This is a genomic window from Pontibacillus sp. ABV4_188 (genome assembly GCF_056311905.1).
Map to the genome: position 1 here is coordinate 3942526 of NZ_CM149975.1, position 18883 is coordinate 3961408.

At 40.3% G+C, this 18883-nt stretch carries 15 protein-coding genes; 7 read left to right on the plus strand and 8 right to left on the minus strand.

Going from position 1 to position 18883, the window contains the following annotated elements; all coding sequences use genetic code 11:
- Positions 1-211: 211 nt before the first annotated feature.
- From ACYX4O_RS19745 to ACYX4O_RS19755, 3 genes are all read left to right on the plus strand, one after another.
- Positions 212-652 carry an Hsp20/alpha crystallin family protein gene (locus ACYX4O_RS19745; protein WP_476353406.1) on the plus strand — a complete coding sequence of 147 codons (441 nt, stop codon included), beginning with the start codon at positions 212-214 and terminating at the stop codon, positions 650-652.
- Positions 653-846: 194 nt separating this feature from the next.
- The gene (locus tag ACYX4O_RS19750; RefSeq protein WP_476353408.1) at positions 847-1461 is read left to right on the plus strand and encodes an NAD(P)-dependent oxidoreductase; all 615 of its coding nucleotides are present in this window, start codon (positions 847-849) and stop codon (positions 1459-1461) included.
- 743 nt (positions 1462-2204) lie between these two features.
- On the plus strand, positions 2205-3389 hold the full coding sequence (locus tag ACYX4O_RS19755; protein WP_476353410.1) for an MFS transporter: 1185 nt from the start codon (positions 2205-2207) through the stop codon (positions 3387-3389).
- A 32-nt stretch (positions 3390-3421) separates the two neighbouring features.
- Here the strand turns inward: ACYX4O_RS19755 and ACYX4O_RS19760 are convergent, their stop codons facing one another.
- On the minus strand, positions 3422-4750 hold the full coding sequence (locus tag ACYX4O_RS19760) for a UDP-glucose dehydrogenase family protein (RefSeq protein WP_476353412.1): 1329 nt from the start codon (positions 4748-4750) through the stop codon (positions 3422-3424).
- Positions 4751-4775: 25 nt separating this feature from the next.
- On the minus strand, positions 4776-5915 hold the full coding sequence (locus ACYX4O_RS19765; protein ID WP_476353414.1) for a glycosyltransferase family 4 protein: 1140 nt from the start codon (positions 5913-5915) through the stop codon (positions 4776-4778).
- A 268-nt stretch (positions 5916-6183) separates the two neighbouring features.
- On the opposite strand from ACYX4O_RS19765, the gene cysK reads away from it, so the two are divergent.
- Together cysK and ACYX4O_RS19775 are read left to right on the plus strand one after the other, a co-directional pair.
- A complete protein-coding gene (cysK, locus tag ACYX4O_RS19770; protein ID WP_476353416.1) occupies positions 6184-7113 on the plus strand; it encodes a cysteine synthase A in 930 nt (309 codons plus the stop codon).
- A gap of 173 nt (positions 7114-7286) precedes the next feature.
- Positions 7287-8141 (plus strand): CAP domain-containing protein, encoded by an 855-nt coding sequence (locus ACYX4O_RS19775; protein ID WP_476353418.1) that lies wholly within the window; start codon positions 7287-7289, stop codon positions 8139-8141.
- 340 nt (positions 8142-8481) lie between these two features.
- On the opposite strand, the gene ACYX4O_RS19780 is transcribed toward ACYX4O_RS19775, so the two are convergent.
- On the minus strand, positions 8482-8796 hold the full coding sequence (locus tag ACYX4O_RS19780; protein WP_476353420.1) for a hypothetical protein: 315 nt from the start codon (positions 8794-8796) through the stop codon (positions 8482-8484).
- A gap of 144 nt (positions 8797-8940) precedes the next feature.
- Here ACYX4O_RS19780 and ACYX4O_RS19785 point away from each other — a divergent pair, with 144 nt between their 5' ends.
- Positions 8941-9669: a lipase family protein gene (locus ACYX4O_RS19785; protein ID WP_476353422.1), complete on the plus strand. Its 729-nt coding sequence runs from the start codon at positions 8941-8943 to the stop codon at positions 9667-9669.
- Positions 9670-9847: 178 nt separating this feature from the next.
- Entirely contained in the window at positions 9848-10315 is a 468-nt protein-coding gene (locus tag ACYX4O_RS19790) for an IDEAL domain-containing protein (RefSeq protein WP_476353423.1), read from the plus strand.
- 78 nt (positions 10316-10393) lie between these two features.
- On the opposite strand, the gene helD is transcribed toward ACYX4O_RS19790, so the two are convergent.
- From helD to ACYX4O_RS19815, 5 genes are all read right to left on the minus strand, one after another.
- On the minus strand, positions 10394-12703 hold the full coding sequence (gene helD / locus ACYX4O_RS19795; RefSeq protein WP_476353425.1) for an RNA polymerase recycling motor HelD: 2310 nt from the start codon (positions 12701-12703) through the stop codon (positions 10394-10396).
- 110 nt (positions 12704-12813) lie between these two features.
- Positions 12814-14613 (minus strand): ABC transporter ATP-binding protein, encoded by a 1800-nt coding sequence (locus ACYX4O_RS19800; protein WP_476353427.1) that lies wholly within the window; start codon positions 14611-14613, stop codon positions 12814-12816.
- On the minus strand, positions 14597-16330 hold the full coding sequence (locus tag ACYX4O_RS19805; RefSeq protein WP_476353429.1) for an ABC transporter ATP-binding protein: 1734 nt from the start codon (positions 16328-16330) through the stop codon (positions 14597-14599). The genes ACYX4O_RS19800 and ACYX4O_RS19805 overlap by 17 nt, the downstream gene beginning before the upstream one ends.
- Positions 16331-16470: 140 nt before the next feature.
- Positions 16471-17094, minus strand: coding sequence for a transporter (locus tag ACYX4O_RS19810; protein WP_476353431.1), 624 nt, complete (start codon positions 17092-17094; stop codon positions 16471-16473).
- 46 nt (positions 17095-17140) lie between these two features.
- The gene (locus tag ACYX4O_RS19815) at positions 17141-18712 is read right to left on the minus strand and encodes a diguanylate cyclase domain-containing protein (RefSeq protein WP_476353433.1); all 1572 of its coding nucleotides are present in this window, start codon (positions 18710-18712) and stop codon (positions 17141-17143) included.
- Positions 18713-18883: the final 171 nt, after the last annotated feature.

An 18883-nucleotide genomic window follows, 5' to 3' on the forward strand; every position in this document is an offset into this window, starting at 1 on the left:
ATGGTATGTAGATGATTTGTTGGGAAGTTTTGGTGTTCTATTCCTTTACCCCCTTAGTTATTCAGTAAACAAGTTGATTATTTTTAATAATATTCCGAACAAACTGCACAAACGGAACGATCGTTATAAAAGACCCCTTTTCATTCAAAAAAATTACAATCATGAAACAGCATCATACATTCATATAAATGGGTAGAAGAGGTGATGTTCTTTGAAGGAAAAACAATCACAGGTTAACTGGGAAAAGTTCTCGAAAACCATTGATCAGGTGTTAGGTCAGGACTTTTGGGACGACATGCATCACGTCATACCAAAGCGAGGCCCTGCCTATGATTTGTACGATGCAGAAAGTCATCTCGTTGTCATAGTGGATCTACCAGGCCTTGCCTCCACAGAGCACCTTACCTTAAAACAGAACGGAACGAATCTAATACTAGAAGGCCATGTCCCACCAGCCTACCAAGCTTCAGAGCAGCAAACATTGCATAAAGAACGGTTTCAAGGTCATTACAAAAGAACGATTCGTATTCCATTTCATTTCACAGCAGACGAAGTAACTTCCTCCTACAAGAACGGCATTCTAGAAATCAGAATCCAGAAGAATAAAGATGAAGATACCATTCCTATTCAAATGCCAAAATTAGAGGAATAGAACATTAGTATTAAAAGCTGATTTGTTTAGCAAAAAATAAAGTGTAGGAAAGAAGGAGAGTATTCTTATTGAAGGATACTCCTCTCTTTTTATCCATGAATAAATTTATATCTACCTATTATCTCTCCACCCTAACCTCCAAATCTTGGTATGATATATCTATAATTAATTTTTAGAAAGCAGGTGGAGTGATAATGAATATAATTGTATTTGGTGCTTCAGGTGGGACAGGTAAAGAAGTAGTTAAACTTGCTCTTGAGGAAGGGCATCGTGTTACGGCCTTCGCTAGAACCCCTTCCAAACTCTCCATTCAACATCCTCATCTTCAAATCATTGAAGGAAATGGCTTAGATCGGGAACTCGTCATTCAAGCAATGAAAGATCACGATGCTGTTATTTCTGCACTAGGGACAGATGGTTTAAAAAAGACCACTTCCTTATCTGAAATGACATCTAATATTCTTGATGGCATGAAAGAAAATAGAATAGGGCGAATCGCTTATACAGCCTCTGCTGGAATTGAAGATGAAATTCCAGGACTTACAGGGTTTATGGCTTCAAAAATCTTAAAAAACGTATTAGCTGAACATAAACGAGCCGTTGAATTATTGAAACAAAGCGGTAAAGAATGGACCGTTGCCAGACCTTTACGCTTAGACGATGGCACACGTACAGCGGAATATCGCATGGAATCAACTGGAGTTCCTCATGGAGGAAAACGCATATCCCGATCAGACGTAGCCCACTTTCTATTGGAATCCGTGGTGAAACAAGACCATATTTACCGTTCTGTTGGACTAGCTTATTAATTGTTTGGCTCTGTTCAAGAATAGGGCAGGATTGTTGAAGACTCGAAGCTGAGACATTTAATGAAAATAGGGCCGTTATTTTGTTGAGAGCTTGGGGTGTCTGGGGAACGACTCGCTTTCCGCGGGCGGCCCCACACGACGTGGGGTCGTTCGACGTTGTCACAGGACGTGACGGTTTTAGTCGAACTTCCCCTTTCTTTTTAGAGCTTCCTCGGGAAAACCACCCTGCGGGATCTCGTCGACCTCTTTCTCCCGCAGGAGTCTCCTCGTTCCCCAGACACCCCTTACCAGATTAAGTATAACGTCCCCTCAGCTCGAGTATAGCGGGGATCCAACCTCCCCCCCTTATGTAGCATGCTTCCGTCCCCTCTATATAAGGCAAAGGTGGTTCGGGAAATGGCGAGACTCCTGCGGCAGTAGGAGCCTAGGGGAGACCCCACAGAGAGCGCAAGCGAACGAGGAGGCTTCCCAGCTCGCCGCGGAAAGCGAGTGATTTCCCGAACCACCTTACTCTCAATTTGAGTAAACGGAAGCATCCTCTCAACTTCAAGTGTTCCATATAAGGGGGGCTTATATGGAACAAAATTAACACTAAACATTAACAGAGCCATTTGTTTAAATAAATCTCAAAATTTTCTATTTACCCTTCTCTCTGGTATGATATTTAGGAAGTCGAAATATCGTCTGGAACGAAAGAAGGGTACAAAATTCAAAATCAAGAAAAGATATCGAAACAGAACTTAATGATTATGTGGTTTGCTAACTTCTTTATCGCAGGTAGCATGACAATGGTTATGCCGTTTTTATCTCTTTATATTGAATCATTTGGAAATTTCTCAGAAGCCTATGTACAACGTTGGTCTGGATTAACGTTTGGAGTTACGTTCTTTACCGCCTTTTTATTCTCTCCTATTTGGGGAAGAATTGGGGATCGATACGGCCGGAAAACGATTCTTGTTCTATCGGGGGTAGGTTTGGCTGTAAGCGTCTTACTTATGGGATTTGTGACCTCTGTGTTCCAACTATTTATTTTACGATTATGTATGGGGGTATTTACAGGATTTATCTCAACCTCACAAGCTCTAATCTCTACACAAACTCCTAGAGATTTATCGGGACAGGCGCTAGGTACCCTGCAAACAGGAAACGTAACCGGTAGTTTAATGGGCCCGTTGTTTGGAGGCGTGCTAGCGGATTCCTATGGATTCTCTAGCACATTTCAGCTCACCTCTATCACGTTATTTATCGCTGCTCTCTTCGTATTACTAGGGGTTAGAGAGTTTCGCATCGAAACAGAAGATGAGAAACAAGAAGCGTATTCCCGGAAAGAGGTCATACGTCACATTCTCTTAAATCCTATACTTGTTACCGTTATGATCGTCTCTATGTTTGTGCAAATCGCCCACTTCAGCATTCAGCCTATTCTTGCTTTGTTCGTAAGTGAAATTCATGGCACGGCTAATTTAGCCTTCTTCTCAGGGATCGCTTTTTCTGCAGCGGGTGTAGGAAATTTACTTATGGCAAGAAGATGGGGGAGAGTCGCTGATTCTGTAGGATATGAGAAGATTCTCGTCTTCCTACTCCTTGCCTCAGGTATTATTTACTTACCGGGAGCCTTTGTGACGAACATTTGGCAACTTATGATCCTACGTTTTTTATTAGGTATTACCATTGGAGGGATTATCCCTGTTCGAACGGCCTATATTCGTCAGGTTGCTCCGGTTTCTATTCAAGGGGAAGTGCTTGGCTACAGCACAAGCCTCCGCTTTTTAGGGAACATCATTGGTCCGGCCCTTGGTGGTTTACTAGCAGGGGCTTACGGATTTACCTCTGTTTTCTTTACTACAACCGTACTCTTGTTACTAAGCGGATTAAGCCTCGCTTTTATGATGCAGAAACAACCATCCACTGTAAATCGATATGGGTAATATCGATTTATCCTAATCAAAGCGCCACCCTCCTACGCTTTATGCGTAAGAGGTGCGCTTTTTTTATCTCGTATTGCTGGACGCCCAACTGAATAGTACTCCATTTTCTGTTCCCTTACCTCATCAAGAGAGTAACAGTTCCGTCCATCGAACAGAATAGCCTCATTCATCAACTCATCATAAAGTGGTAATGGAAGTTCTTTAAATTCATCCCACTCCGTAACAATCGCGGCTAGGTCTGCACCAGCTAACGCTTCTTTCACATTAGGGGCAAACGTAACAGCCGGAAACTTTTCCTTTGCCCTTGGCATGGCAACAGGGTCATATGCCGTAATGAAAGCACCTTCTCGTAAAAGTCGGTCTAGAATCACCAGGGACGCAGCTTCCCTTAGATCATCTGTACCCGGTTTAAAAGCTAAACCAAGAACGGTTATACGTTTTCCAACTAAGCTTCCACAACGCTCCTTCATTTGATCCACTATTTTATTTTGCTGCTTGTTATTCACATGAATAACGGACTCCAATAAATCAAATTGGTGCTCCACATTACCAGCCATTTGGACAAGGGCTTTTGTATCTTTTGGAAAACACGATCCACCATAGCCTATACCAGCTTGAAGGAAGGATGAACCAATCCGACGGTCCATGCCCATGCCTTTCGCGACAGCCTCTACATTCGCTCCTACTTTTTCACAAATGGATGAAATTTCATTAATAAAACTAATTTTCGTCGCCAGAAATGCATTAGAAGCATATTTGATCATTTCAGCACTAGCTAGATCCGTTGTCATCATAGGAATATCAAAAGGAGCATACATCTCCATCACTGTTTGCATTGCTTTTTGCTCATCAGAGCCTATTACAATTCGATCCCCTTCAAATAAATCCTTTAGGGCATTCCCTTCCCGTAGGAATTCCGGATTGGACACTATTTGTATAGGGAAAGGAGTTTGAGCTTGTATATAGTTTTTCACATTTCGACATGTCCCGACTGGAACGGTGCTTTTTACAACTATTGTTACCTCTTGATTGATTGTCTGTGCGATTGCTTCAACTGCCTCGTAGATATACATAAGGTTTGCTGATCCATCTGGTTGCTGTGGTGTGCCCACAGCAATTAAAATAATTTCGGCTTCTTGGATATCTTCACATTTAGAGGTGAATGAAAGTCTTTTCTGTTTTTGATTTTCTTGAATCATTGGCTCAAGGGAAACTTCGTAGATTGGTGAACGACCTTTTTGCAAAAGATCGATCTTTTCATGGTCTACATCTAAACACGTTACTTCATGACCAATATGAGATAAACCAACTCCTGTTACAAGACCAACATAGCCAGTTCCCACTACTGCAATCTTCTTCATTTCTGTTCCTCCTCACTTTCCCTATTTAAGCATAAGACATAATAGTCTCGTCAATCGCCACCTCATATTGAAGCAGTAAATCATCAAAAATTGACGTCCAAGAACACCCTTTAGCGTATAGGCGCGCGCGTACCTCCATTTCCTCTAAAACCTTTTTGCTAAAAAGTAAATTAGATATAGCTTCAATAAACCCATCTACATGTCCAGGGGTACATAATTTCCCCGTCTCATTATGCGCAATAATGCCCTTTACACCACCTGCCTTAGCTCCAATAACAGGAGTTCCTGCAGCCATAGATTCAAGTACAACATTCCCGAACGTTTCTGTTCTAGAGGGGAAGACCATCAGTGTGGATGTCGCATAAATGCGCGCAAGGTGCTCACCTTCTACATAGCCAGTAAACGTCATATTTTGGGGGGCTGCTGCTTTTAACTCAGCAGCCATTGGCCCATCACCTGCGACAAGCCAATGAACTTGTTTTTGAAGAGAGGGAGGAAGGGACTCTGCAATTTTAAGAAACACATCCAGATCTTTCTCTGGCGCAAGTCTTCCCACATAGGTCAATATATAAGGCTCTTCAATGTTATACATGTCTCGAACAGTTGTGTGATCGTAATCAGGGTGAAAGAGCTGACAGTCTACTCCTCGACTCCATATGCTTATATTTTGGAATCCTCGTTGAATTAAGTCCCTCTTGGTCTCTACTGAGGGAACAAACGTCTGCCTGAAAGGTGCATGAAACCACCGCATGTATTTCCAAACCCAATTCGATAAAATGTGCAAATCATAATATTCCAAATATCGATCAAAGTTTGTATGGTAGGATCCGACCATAGGAATGCCTAATTTCTTCCCATAGTAAAGACCTGCAAAACCAATGTTAAATGGTGTAGCAATGTGGATAAGATCAGGTTGAAATACTTCTAATTGTTTACGAATAGTAGACAGATTCGGTAATGATAATCGACATTCAGGATAAAGATAAAAAGGAACGCTCTTAAAACCTTTGACTTGCTCCGTATTTAAACTTTGCTGGTTTCCATCTGGTGCAAAAACGATGTACTCTACACCTTGATCATCAAGGTAATTTACAAATCGTTGAAGCGTTTTTGCAACGCCATTCACCTGAGGAGTAAAGGTATCCGTGAAAAAGGCAACTCTCATTATTTTTCCTCCCTGCCTTCCCTGTACTCGAGAAAAGTTTTTGTTACTATAAGTATAGAAATGCTTTATGGAGAAAGAATCAACTTCCTGTAAAGATTGCTTCATGAACTTCGTCAAAATCCGATATTTTCATCCATCCACATGTGGATAACGTTTCATCCATATTATTCATATGTGGATTTCTGGGGATATCAATTCTATTACATGAGAATACCCTAGTGGATATGTTAAAATAGAGTAAAATGCTCAGAATAAAGGAAGTGACATCATGCGTGTCGTAAACAATATTGCTGATTTAATCGGAGAAACGCCTTTAGTCAAATTAAATCGAATTGTACCTGAAGGAAGTGCCGATGTTTATGTGAAGCTAGAGATGTTTAACCCAAGCGGTAGCGTCAAAGACCGCGCCGCGTATAATATGATGGTCGAAGCCGAGAATGCTGGCTACTTGAAACAAGGTTCTACTATTATTGAGCCAACGAGCGGGAATACAGGAATCGGGATCGCTATGAATGCGGCAGCGCGTGGTTACCGGGCGATCTTAGTCATGCCAGATACCATGTCGCAAGAACGTATTAATTTGTTAAAAGCTTACGGCGCTGAAGTCGAATTAACCCCTGGTTCAGACAAGATGCCAGGTGCTATTCGCCGTGCTGAAGAATTAGCAGAGGAGATCGAAGGATCATTTATTCCGATGCAGTTTAAGAATAGTGCTAACCCAGATGCGCACCGAAATACAACGGCCCGTGAAATTATTGAAGCGATGGATGAGATCGGTAAACCTTTATCAGCTTTCGTAGCGACAGCCGGAACGGGAGGAACTGTAACAGGAACAGGAGAACCTTTGAAGGAACATTATCCTGATTTATCTGTACACGTTGTTGAACCAGAAGGATCACCCGTACTATCAGGTGGAAAGCCAGGGAAACACAAATTAGTCGGAACAAGTCCTGGATTTATCCCTGAAATCTTAAACCAAGAAGTGTACGATGAAATCTTTAAAATTACTGATGAACAAGCTTATGATGTGACTCGCCGACTTGCTCGTGAAGAAGGTATATTAGTTGGGCCTTCAGCTGGTGCAGCAGTTTATGCGGCAATAGAAGTGGCCAAACGTAAACAAGCAGATGAAGCGATCGTAGTCATTGCACCGGATACTGGTGAACGATACCTTTCTGGCGATTTATTTCGTTTTTAATCATCATAAAAGCACCTAAAAAAGGCGAAATCATATATGATTTCGCCTTTTTTGTTTCCTTAAGCCTCCCAAACTTCCCTCTTATTGTCATGGCCCTCAAGAGCATATCTAACTGACCCTTGCAAATACTACAAATGGGACATAAGAGCCTATAAACCAGGGAGGTCATGAATATGCAGAAGAAATTTATTTACGCTCTAACCGCTGTTCTTTCTATAGGGGTTTTGGGAGCTTGTAACAATACAGATAATGAGGAGAGCTTAAATGATCCAAACAACTCTAATGTAGAGCGCCTAACGTTTGAGAATCAGGGAAATGGTGATTCATATAGCGCCAATGATGGCAATGGGCGTTTTAATGTTGAAGGTGAAATGCGCCAGTACACGATTCCTGGTGGAGATATGAATGGAATGCGTGAAAACGTAGAAAAGTTTGTACCTGGTCAATTCGAGCAATATATGCAAGACGGAGAAAAGCGCCGTGAATATCGTCAAGGCAAAGGCGACGGTAATGGTCAAACACAATACTCACAGCCTGAACAAAACCAAACACCAAATCAAAATAATCAAACGCAACAAAAACAGCAGCAGCAACAACAATCTAAGCAACAAAAAGAACAAACAGAGCAAACAGAAAAAGCTCAAAGCGAATTTAAGGCCAAAGTGGTCGAACTAACGAACAAAGAACGTAAAAAACAAGGTCTTAAAGCCCTAAAAGCAGATGCTGAGCTTCGCGGCGTAGCACAGAAAAAATCTGAGGACATGGTGAAGAATGATTACTTCTCTCACAACTCTCCTCGCTATGGCAGTCCATTCGAAATGATGCAAAACTTTGGGGTAGATTATAAAACAGCAGCTGAGAACATCGCGGCTGGCCAGCAAACTCCAGAGAAAGTTGTGCAACAGTGGATGAATAGCGCAGGTCACCGTAAAAATATTTTAAACAAAAACGTAACTCACATTGGTATCGGTATTGCTGAAGGTGGAGAAATGGGTATTTATTGGACACAAATGTTTATTCAAAAATAAATTGGAACAACAAAACCTTAGAACTCATGGTGAGTTCTGAGGTTTTAATGCTTTTTGTGGTCAATGTTGCTTCGTTTTTGTCATTTCGATCTGCGGTTACGTCATTCCGACATCGCTTTCGTCATTGCGTATGCTTTTATGACACTTCGAGCAAGGCTTTCGTCACTGCGTTTTACCTTTTCGTCACTTCTGGCTACAGTTACGACACTTCGTCATCGCTTTCGTCACTGCGCACGCCTTTACGACACTTCGCATAAGGCTTTCGTCACTCCTCCGGCCCTCTTTGGATATTAAGTAAAAGACCCCCTCGAGTTCATCAACTCAAGGGGGCCTATATTATTTATGCTTGCTGTGCAATTTCTTCTTTGCTTTCTAGCTCAACGACATTACGTTGTTCGTTATGGCGATTGACGGTTTTTACATCTAGCTTACCATCAAACTTCTCGCCTTCTTGCGTTGTAAATGTAACATCCACATCTTTATTCTCATCTTTTCGGTCTTCAAACATTTCATATTGCTCTACATTATTTAATGTTAAATCACAGTGTTTCTTTCCATCTACTTGTGTGATCACATACGTTCCATGAGCAAATCGGATCGATTCGCCGCTTTTAGTCATGTATACATCTTTTAATTCTTGTTCTTGTGCTGGCATCCCTTGATCCCTCCATGAAAAATTTGTTTCGTATTGTTTTAATTGACGTTTTCCTCACATTTTAAACCTGTTTAGGCGCTGCACCAACTTGAGTTAGTCCCCATATGATACTAAAAAGCTTGATATGGGAGGCTTTTGAACAAGATGAACAAACTTCCTTTTTTTCACAAACCGTTAGCTCTTTTTTTATTAGAAATGTGTGAAATTACGTACGAGCAATACAAACAGAAAGGGCTATTTGCCATTCCAGAAGGATTTACATTAGTGGAGTCTTTTAAAGCTGCCTCTATACAAGAGATGGAGTGGTTCGGGTTTATCATCGAAAACGATGACGCTGTTGTGATTGCATTTCGCGGTACTCAATCAGAACCCGACTGGATTGCTGACGCACGGGTGTATCAAACACCCTTCCCTTATCTTGAGGACGCCGGTCTTGTTCATACAGGGTTTTTAACAGTTTACGATTCCTGCCGAGAGGCAATTTTTGAGGCATATAAGAAGGTTTCGCCTCATAAGACCCTATATATAACCGGTCATAGTCTAGGTGCTGCATTGGCTACCCTTCATGCACTCGACGCAAGGGTACACGCCCCCTTTAATCAAGTCGTTATGTATAACTATGCCAGCCCACGAGTCGGTGATAAAGAGTTCACAATTCAATACAGGAAACACGTTCCGTTTAGCATCCGTTTCGTAAACGTCCATGACATTGTTACGAAAGTCCCTCCTACCATCATCTATTGCCCCATTACGAAACAGGTTTGGTATTATGCCCATGTGAAATCTCAAAGCTCATTCTCTATTCAAACAGAAACCATAGCAGGCAATCATAGCCTCGTGACATATAAAGAAGGAATCGAGAAATTTATGTAACAAATGCCTAGTCTGCAAAATTGTACAAAATTCTTCTTCATTTGGTATAACTAAACCTCAGATTTCCGCATACAATATATTAGAATATTCAGATAATATAAAGTTAGGGGCCCCTTCTCTATCTTTTGTCAATGAACATGAGCTTCGTGTAATCAATCCTTAGAGAGGTGTGACGAATATGTTATCAATTAAGACCCTGAAGCCCTTTTATGTTAAACAAGAAACACGAAACATCCGAATTATGCTAGCTTATCAATACTTCACTATTCACATTGATGGAGACGTTTATCAATTTGTTCCTGTTGAAGGTAGAGAGATTGTAGTAAATCGGAAAACAAAACGCATTGAAAACGAGAAAGACATCCTCGTTTTCCAAAAAGGCAAACATATGATTCAGATTTCCATTGCAGAACTATTGGATATTCCGGAGTTCTTAACACACGTACACTCTATTGCCCATCGTTATTTAACAAAGCAGCTCCCTGTAACATTAGAGAAGTCAGGTGACGTTATTTATGAATTAGAACGTCAAAATGCTATGAGACTTATTGATCAAGCCATTGACCAAAATGATAAGGAAGCTTTCTTAGAACTTTGCGACTATATGAATGAGAACTTCAACGTCTCTCATGAAACGCAAAAATAACCCCGATCACTTCAGCGCTTTTATTGAGGACGTTAAATCGACTCGGAAGGAGCGTTATGAAGTGATGGGGTCTATTTTTTACTTATACGTATAAGATTCCGAGGAAATCTCTTGAATAAATCGACTAGGTTCACCCATTGTCATTAATGTTAGCTCGTGCATGGCTCTAGTACAAGCTGTGTAGAATAACTTCCGGTCCAGTTGATGCTGATAGTTTTCATCGGACGCATTATAGAGAAGGACTGCATCAAATTCAATTCCTTTTGCTAAATAAACTGGAATAACGAGAATCCCTTTCGTAAATGTGTACGTGTCTTTATCCATAAGTCGGACAGGAATGTCACAAGACGCTAGCAACTCATAGGCCTCACGACTTTCCTCTGCTGTTTTACAAATAATTGCAATAGTGTCATACTTCTTCTCCCCAAGGCGGTACAACTCTTTTATTAATGTATCCTGGTGAAGGTTATGTTCGTCTGTACGTATAACACAAGGAAGTGAGCCTTCTCGGTTAAATGGTTCAATGGCTTCACCACCTGGAATCATCCCTTTGGTGAATTCAATAATTTGGCGAGTGGATCGGTAACTCCTGAGGAGCGTCATATATTCGGCCCGTTCTTCTTTATAAAGGTCTTCTGACAGAAGTGTGGGTGCATGAAGGGTATGAGCGTATATAGCCTGGTTGTAATCCCCTAGTATTGTCATACGGCTATAAGGAAAGAGTTTTTTAAGAAACGCAAACTGGAATGGTGAATAATCTTGTGCTTCATCAATGAATAAATAACGAATATGGTTATATATGTGTGTTCCTTTAATCAGATCTTCTAAATATAGAAATGGCGTAACGTCTTCATAAAACAAGTTTCCACTTTCTATTTTCTCTCTTGTTCCTTTTGCCGCCTTCTCGGAAAGCCCTGTTTCTGAATCAAAAAGTGTTGTATAAATTGATTTCATATTCAGGAATTTCAATTCCTTAATTTTTCTCTTTATAGGTTTCGTATATTTCTTCACGATTGCTTTTGAAAGTAACCTTCTCTCCAGAACTGCGTCGTCAAACGTTTCTGAATTCCCTCTATATCCTGCTTGCAACTTCTGGTGGATTTTCAAAAGTTCTTCTTTCCCTAGTAGCTCTATTTCTTCGTCCACCCATTCCTTTGAGCGTTCCTTTTTCTCATAGGCTTCTACCTGTTTAATCAGCCATTCTGTCACCATTTCAAGTCTATTAGGCATTGATATGAAAGAATCTAGATTATAAAAGTAATCATATATGTTCTCTCTTGTAACAATCGTTGATCCGCGAAACTTTATGTTTTTAAAGACCAATCCATTCCTAGACAAAGATTCTGCATACTCATCAACATCGCGCTTAAACTGAAGTGTCGCTTTATATTGGACGCCTTCTAATCTCGTCTTATAACCATCTGTTTCATCCGCTGTAAGCAAGTATTCGAGTTGATCATAAGCATCTTCAAAGTGGAGTCTGGATTCTAATCGATAAGCCATATACTCCTGAAAAGTTGTTTGCTCAATGTTTTCCTCTCCTAATTCAGGCAGGACATTGGCGACATAGCTGTTAAACATAGGGTTAGGGGAGAATAACATCATTTGATCCGCTGTAATCTTTGTTCGATACTGATAAAGTAAGTAAGCGACTCTTTGAAGCGCAGCCGAAGTTTTCCCGCTACCGGCAACACCTTGTACGACCAAATAAGGGCGCCCATCGTATCGAATAATCTGGTTTTGTTCCTTTTGAATAGTAGCAACGATACTTTTCATTTGTGTATTGGCGTGTCCCCCAAGCACTTCTTGAAGAAGCTCATCACCGATGGTTATCCCTGTGTCAAACATCCCCTTGATCTCGCCCTGACGTATGATGTACTGGCGCTTCACGTCCATGTTTCCCTCGATCGTCCCTTCAGGTGTTTCATATTCTGCTGGTCCAGGCGAATAGTCATAGTAAAGGCTTGATATAGGGGCCCTCCAATCATAAACAAGGAAGTTCTCATCATTACGATCCATTAAAGAGGAAATCCCTATGTATACTTGATCGGTTTCGTCCCCATTATCTTCCATAAAATCAACACGCCCAAAATAAGGGGAGTGCTTCATCTTTCTTAACGTCTTCAACTGATCATACACGTGCTTATGGCTACGTTCCCGTTCCCCAAGCAATTCAGCTTGTTGCCGAAGGCTATTATACGTTTCCATGATGTCATCTGGCTCATCAATATTAACGGTTACGTCTTCCCAAAAGGTCTCTCTAAGCCCAATTACCTCTTCTTTTACGTCCCCTGCTCGGTCTTTTATATCATCTATTTTCTGTTCAATTTCTTGAATTACCCCATCGACTCGCTCTTGTTCCCGCTCCCACTCATTTTTTGGAGACAAAGGAAACTCCCCCTTTAATGTCTGTTAGTGTTTCTATACTCTTTCTAATATAAGGAAGGTATTCGAACTACACCCATTAACATAGCCCTTTCAAATCTTTCTTATTCGCCTCAATCCACCGCTTGTTGACCAAATTGAACATCTACAAGACTACGGTAAAATCCATTCTGTCCCACCAATTCATCATGAGTACCACGCTCGATAATAGAGCCGTTTTGAAGCACAATAATTTGATCTGCTTGATAGATCGTATTCAACCGGTGGGCTATAACAAAGCTAGTGCGTCCTTTCATTAATGTTTTTAAAGCATCGTTAATTTTCATCTCCGTCAAGGTGTCTATACTACTTGTCGCTTCATCTAGTATAAGTATAGAAGGATCCTTAACCATAGCTCTGGCAATTGAAAGAAGTTGCCTCTGTCCCTGACTGATACTTGACCCAGAAGATTGCAAAATTGTATCGTATCCATTTGGAAGCTTACATATAAAAGAATGAGCATTAGCATCCCGAGCTGCTTGCTCCACCTCTTCATCTGTTGCCCCAATTCTTCCGTATCTTATGTTTTCCCGAATAGACTTTTCAAATAAGAAGGAGTCCTGGAGCACCACTGCCATGTGCTCTCGTAAACTTTCCCTCGTTACTCGTTTCGTATCTTTTCCATCAATGAAGATTCTTCCACTATCAGGATCATAAAAGCGAAGCAGTAAAGATATGATAGTTGTCTTACCGGCTCCTGTTGGTCCAACTAATGCGACTGTTTCTCCTGGTTTAGCATGAAGCGTTATCCCTTGAAGAGTCGCTTGATCCGTTTCATAAGCAAATGAGACGGATTCAAACTGCACATCTCCTTTTACAAGCTGGAATCTTTCTTCTTCCCCTTCCGTTTTCTCAGGCTCCTCATCCATCACTTGAAAGACACGTTCAGCACCTGCAACAGCCGACAGGATCATATTAAATTGATTCGCTAAATCGTTTAAAGGCCGAGTAAATTGTCTCGAGTAGGTCGTAAAAGTAACAATCACTCCTACAGATATAGACCCTTGGACCGCTAAGTATCCACCAGCTCCTACGATAATGGCAAAACTAACATTATTCAGCATGTTCATGAGCTTTGGAATAAATCCAGTATAGGTTTGTGCCCAATATCCAGCAGTCTTTAACTGCTCGTTTTTCTCATTAAATTGATCAATCGTTTCTTTTTCACGCGAGAACAGTTTTATGATGGAGTGACCGCTTAATGACTCCTCAATATACCCGTTCATATCCCCTAGATGCTTTTGTTGGTCTTTGAAATAAACACTTGTACGTTTCGTGATCCATTTCATTCCGAAGATTAGAATAGGTACAATGGTTAATGTGAGTAAGGTTAGAACCGGACTTAACCAAACCATCATTCCCACCGTTCCTACAAGTGTTAATATACTTGTCGTAAACTGAATAATGGATGAATTAAGTGTTCTGCTGACATTTTCCATGTCGTTCGTGAGACGGCTCATTAATTCCCCATGCTGTTGCTTTTGAAAATAAGTGAGAGAAAGCTTTTGCAAATGTGCAAACAAATGATTCCTTATTGTATATACCGTATGTTGCGAAATCCCAATCATCCAATAATTTTGTAAAATAAGGGTCACCATTTGAAAAATGTATATGGCTGCCAATCCAAGGAATAGTTGGAACAAGGTTGTCGTTTCCACTTTTTCAATAACGCGGTCGACGGTCACCCCTAATACATAAGGTCCTACTAAGGAAAGCGTAGAACTAATCAATACCATTAGCATAACAAGAACAAAAAGCTTTCTTTGCCCAGCTATATATGCCCATACTCTCTTCAACGTAGCTTTTAAGTCGTTTATTTTAGGAGGCTTTTGTCCAATTCTAGAATGAGGATGAGACTTAGGAGTTCTCGACATAATGTACCTCCCCCTTCTTTTGTTGAGATTGATAGAGAGTTTGATAAAATTCATTGTTATTAAGCAAATCTTTGTGACTTCCAATCCCTTTTATTTTCCCTTCATGGAGTAAAAGGAGTTGGTCAGCTTCTTTGACAGAACTGATTTTCTGAGCAATGATAAACACGGTGTAAGGAAGGTGAGTTAACTTGTTGAGAATGTCGGATTCTGTCTTCGCATCTAATGCACTCGTACTGTCGTCTAAAACTAAGATGTCAGGTTGCTTCATAAGCGCTCGCGCTATACAGATTCGCTGCTTTTGTCCTCCTGAGAAATTTACACCCTTCTGCCCAATTTTCGTCTCAAACCCATCTGGAAGCTCTTTAATAAATTCATAAATCCCTGCATCCTTTGTCGATTGAATCAATTCCTCTTCCGTTCCTTCTTTATTGCCCCATAGTAAGTTTTCTCGTATCGTTCCAGAAAAGAGATGAGCCTCTTGAGGGACAACCCCAATCTTATCTCGTAGATCTTCTACGCTGATATCCTGGCTATCGACCCCGCCAAAAGAAATCGTACCCTTATAAGGCTTATAAAGACGAGGAATAAGCTGTGCGAGCGTTGTCTTTCCGGATCCAGTTTCACCAAGGATTCCAAACATTTTTCCTTGAGGCACAGTGAAACTTACATCCTCTAGGGCAGGATACTCACTTTGTGTAGGATAAGAAAATGAAACATGGTTAAACGCAACCGCTCCCGACTGATAAGCAGATGAATCTTGATGGTCATCGTTTTCACCATGCTCTTCTAAAATGGAAACAATTCGTGAGATGGATGCTCTCCCCCGTGAGAAAAGCATAATTAAGAACGAGAAGACCCCAAATGAGAACATAATTCGCATTCCGTAATTGAGCACAGAGACAACTTCTCCTGGTTGTGCTCCCCCTCCATTTAGTTGATAAGACCCTAACCACAAAATCGCAATTAAACTCACATTCATACCAAACATGATCATCGGCATCGTTACTTCCATAAGACGGAGAGCCTTTGTATTCGCTTCTTGCAAAGGCCCGTTTGCTTCTTCGAATTGATTCTGTTCGAAACCACCACGATCATAGGCCTTCACTAACCTCATATTAAATAAATTCTCCCTTAAGCGATGATTGACCTGGTCGAGATTCGTTTGAACAGACCGGAATCGTTTAACCCCTTTCACCATCACAAGAACCATACATCCCAGTAAAAGAGGAACAGCCAACAGCAACACAGTAGCTAAACTCGGCTCAACCAAAATGGCCATCACTAGCCCAAACAGTATAAATAATGGAGCACGCAGCATAATTCTCATAGCCATAAATAAAAGACTTTGGAGTTGCGTAACATCGCTTGTCATTCTTGTAAGTAATGTAGACAGGGAAAATTTCTGAAGCTCGGCAGGTGTAAAGTATTGTATCCTTTTAAACATTGCTTCCCGTATATCACGCGCTACGCCTTGACTGACATTTGCTGCAAAGAACGAGTTGGTAATTCCGGCGGTAAAAGCAAGAAGAGATAATCCAAGCAGGAGCCCTCCCCAGCCAGCGACGGCTGAAAGGTCTTGCTTTAGCACGCCACGGTCAATAATGATCCCCATTATTAAAGGCTGAAGAAGTTCAACAACTAACTCAAGTAGCATAAGAAGGAGAGCAATAACAGCAGAACCTTTATAAATTTTTATGTAGGAATAAATAATACGCATTATGTACCCACCTTTTCTTTTTTCACATAATATTCAAACATTTATTGATAGTAAGAATCTACAAGCAAACGTTTAAGTACTAAAAAAAGGTCTGCAATCGGACACCATCAGACCCTTACATACCTTATATTTAGTTAAGATCATCCTTGAACATCATCGTAGGATTTCTTTTTTCGCAATTTAAGAAGTCTTTCACCTTTCTCAATTACCCATTGAAATGCTAATCCGTGAAGCACAACCCCCATAATGGATGTAGACACAAGCATGACAACCGATTCCGTTCTTATAGAAAACTCGCTTTGATGTCCGAAAAACATCAGTTGCCTGCCTACCATTAGAAGGGCTTCTGAGAATGAGATTCTTCCTCCTTCTAGCACCCACAACGTGAACGATTCAGCCCCCAAAATAATTAGAAAGAGTCCAAAAATAAACACTTTAGATTTATATGTCAGCTTATTAATGAAGGGCTCAATATAATATTTTGTAATTGTTTTAATACGAAACAAGTATATAATACGAACAATACGTGCCATTTGAAAGAATTGATCAATGGGGATAACAGCTACCACTAGAAAAGGGTTTTGTTTAACGAATGTCCACTTATTCTCTTCTAACAGTAGCCGGACCAGGAAATCCGCCATGAAGATTCCCCAAACCACCCAGTTAATTACAGAATCGTAGGGGCGATCGCTCCATAACGTCATAATAGTTGCAATAACGAGTAGAATCATAATCCCCTCATACATACGCTTAAAGATTCTCATAAACTCGTCCTTTACTTAACCTTTTGATAGTAGTATATCACGATGATTAAGAAACGGATCCATTCATATGGAAATTATTCTTACCTTGATTTTTCACTTTATAAAGAGACTGATCAGCTTCCCTCACCAGCTCATCAGCTAATACACCATGCTCTGGATATATACTGACTCCTATACTTGCTTGAACAGGAATCTTGATCCCCTTTTCCGAAAAAGGGTTTTCCTTAAATCGGTTTAGTAATGACTGTGCCTCTTCTCTTACAAATTCAAGAGAAGGAATATCATCTAAACAGATGACAAATTCGTCTCCCCCTAATCTAGCAGCGAATCCTTTGCCCTGAATAAATTCAGACAATTCCTTAGCCACATGTCTTAAGAAATCATCTCCAACCGTATGCCCGTACAGATCATTCACTTGTTTAAATGAATCTAGGTCAAAGAGCATAATCGCAACATTTTGTTGGATACTCGATTGAATTCGATTTTCCAATGATTGATAAAAAGACCTTCGATTGGGCAATTGTGTTAAGGAATCATGATAAGCTAAGAAAGAAACCTGCTCCGCCTTCTGCTTCTCAGAGGTAATATTCCGTATAATAATCATGAAATACGGCTGTTGGTCCACAAATAAGAAGTCCCCATCTATGAGTAAATGACGAGTCTTACCGTCTTTTACACTCTCAATTTCTGCCTCGAACTGTCGTACCGGCTGTCGTTTTTCAAAAATTCTATGATATAGATCAATCCATTCTTCTTGATGGGTAGCCTGATAAGCCTCAAATACATTCCGGTTCCGAATATTAGCATCTTCTAAAAAATACTGAGCTGTTGGGTTTGCTTCCTTTATAATTCCTTTACTATCTACCAATATAATAGCGTTAGGGTTCAAGTTAAACAGAATTTCGTAACGCTTCGAATAAGAAGATAAAAAATCATATTTGAGCATCGCCATTCTTAACATGAAACACCAGACCACACCTGCGAAAATATACGGACGCGGCGGTAACCACCTTCCAAAGTCAATATAACCAAATACGATATTCCAAAGTAATACAAATATAAATGAATACAATAGAATATCTAATATACGATTTCGTTCCAATGACTCGATCACTTTTCTCTGCTTAACAATCATATAAATAAATGAGACCGTGAACAGATTTCCTATTGTAATAGATAAATAATAAGCTGTATTATAAACCGGCAATTTCCAGATCCATTGCTGAACAAAGTCTTGGCTAGTGAACACTTGGTTCAGGAGAAATACAGATAAGAAAACAATAAAAACAGGGACATAATAAATATATGGTCGTAAGCGGATGGGTATTCGTTGTTTGAAGGAGGTCACTTCTGCTACAAAGTGGAATAAGAAACTGATCAGGAGGGCGCCAACACATCCATACCAAAAGTTCATTACGGATGCACTGTACCCGATAGGTAGTAAATGCCGTATATATTCTTCTAAGAACAGCAACACAAACCCTAGTACAATTAAACTAGCTAAGCGGTGAATCTTACTCTGAACATTACGTAAAAGGACTTCAATTGCCATATAAAATAAAAATAAGATAGGGATTAAATAGATAAAGATACTTATTATAATCGATTCGACAGTCATACTACACACATCTCTTCATTAGTTTTCATGCATTGCTATTAGATTAGCATGAATTACTCATACAATTAACTTTTAACCCTCTACTCAAACCACTTCATAAGCAAAAAGAACTACTTCACGTAAATATAATTGTATAAAAAGACAATAGCCCCTCTACTACGCATTTTTATT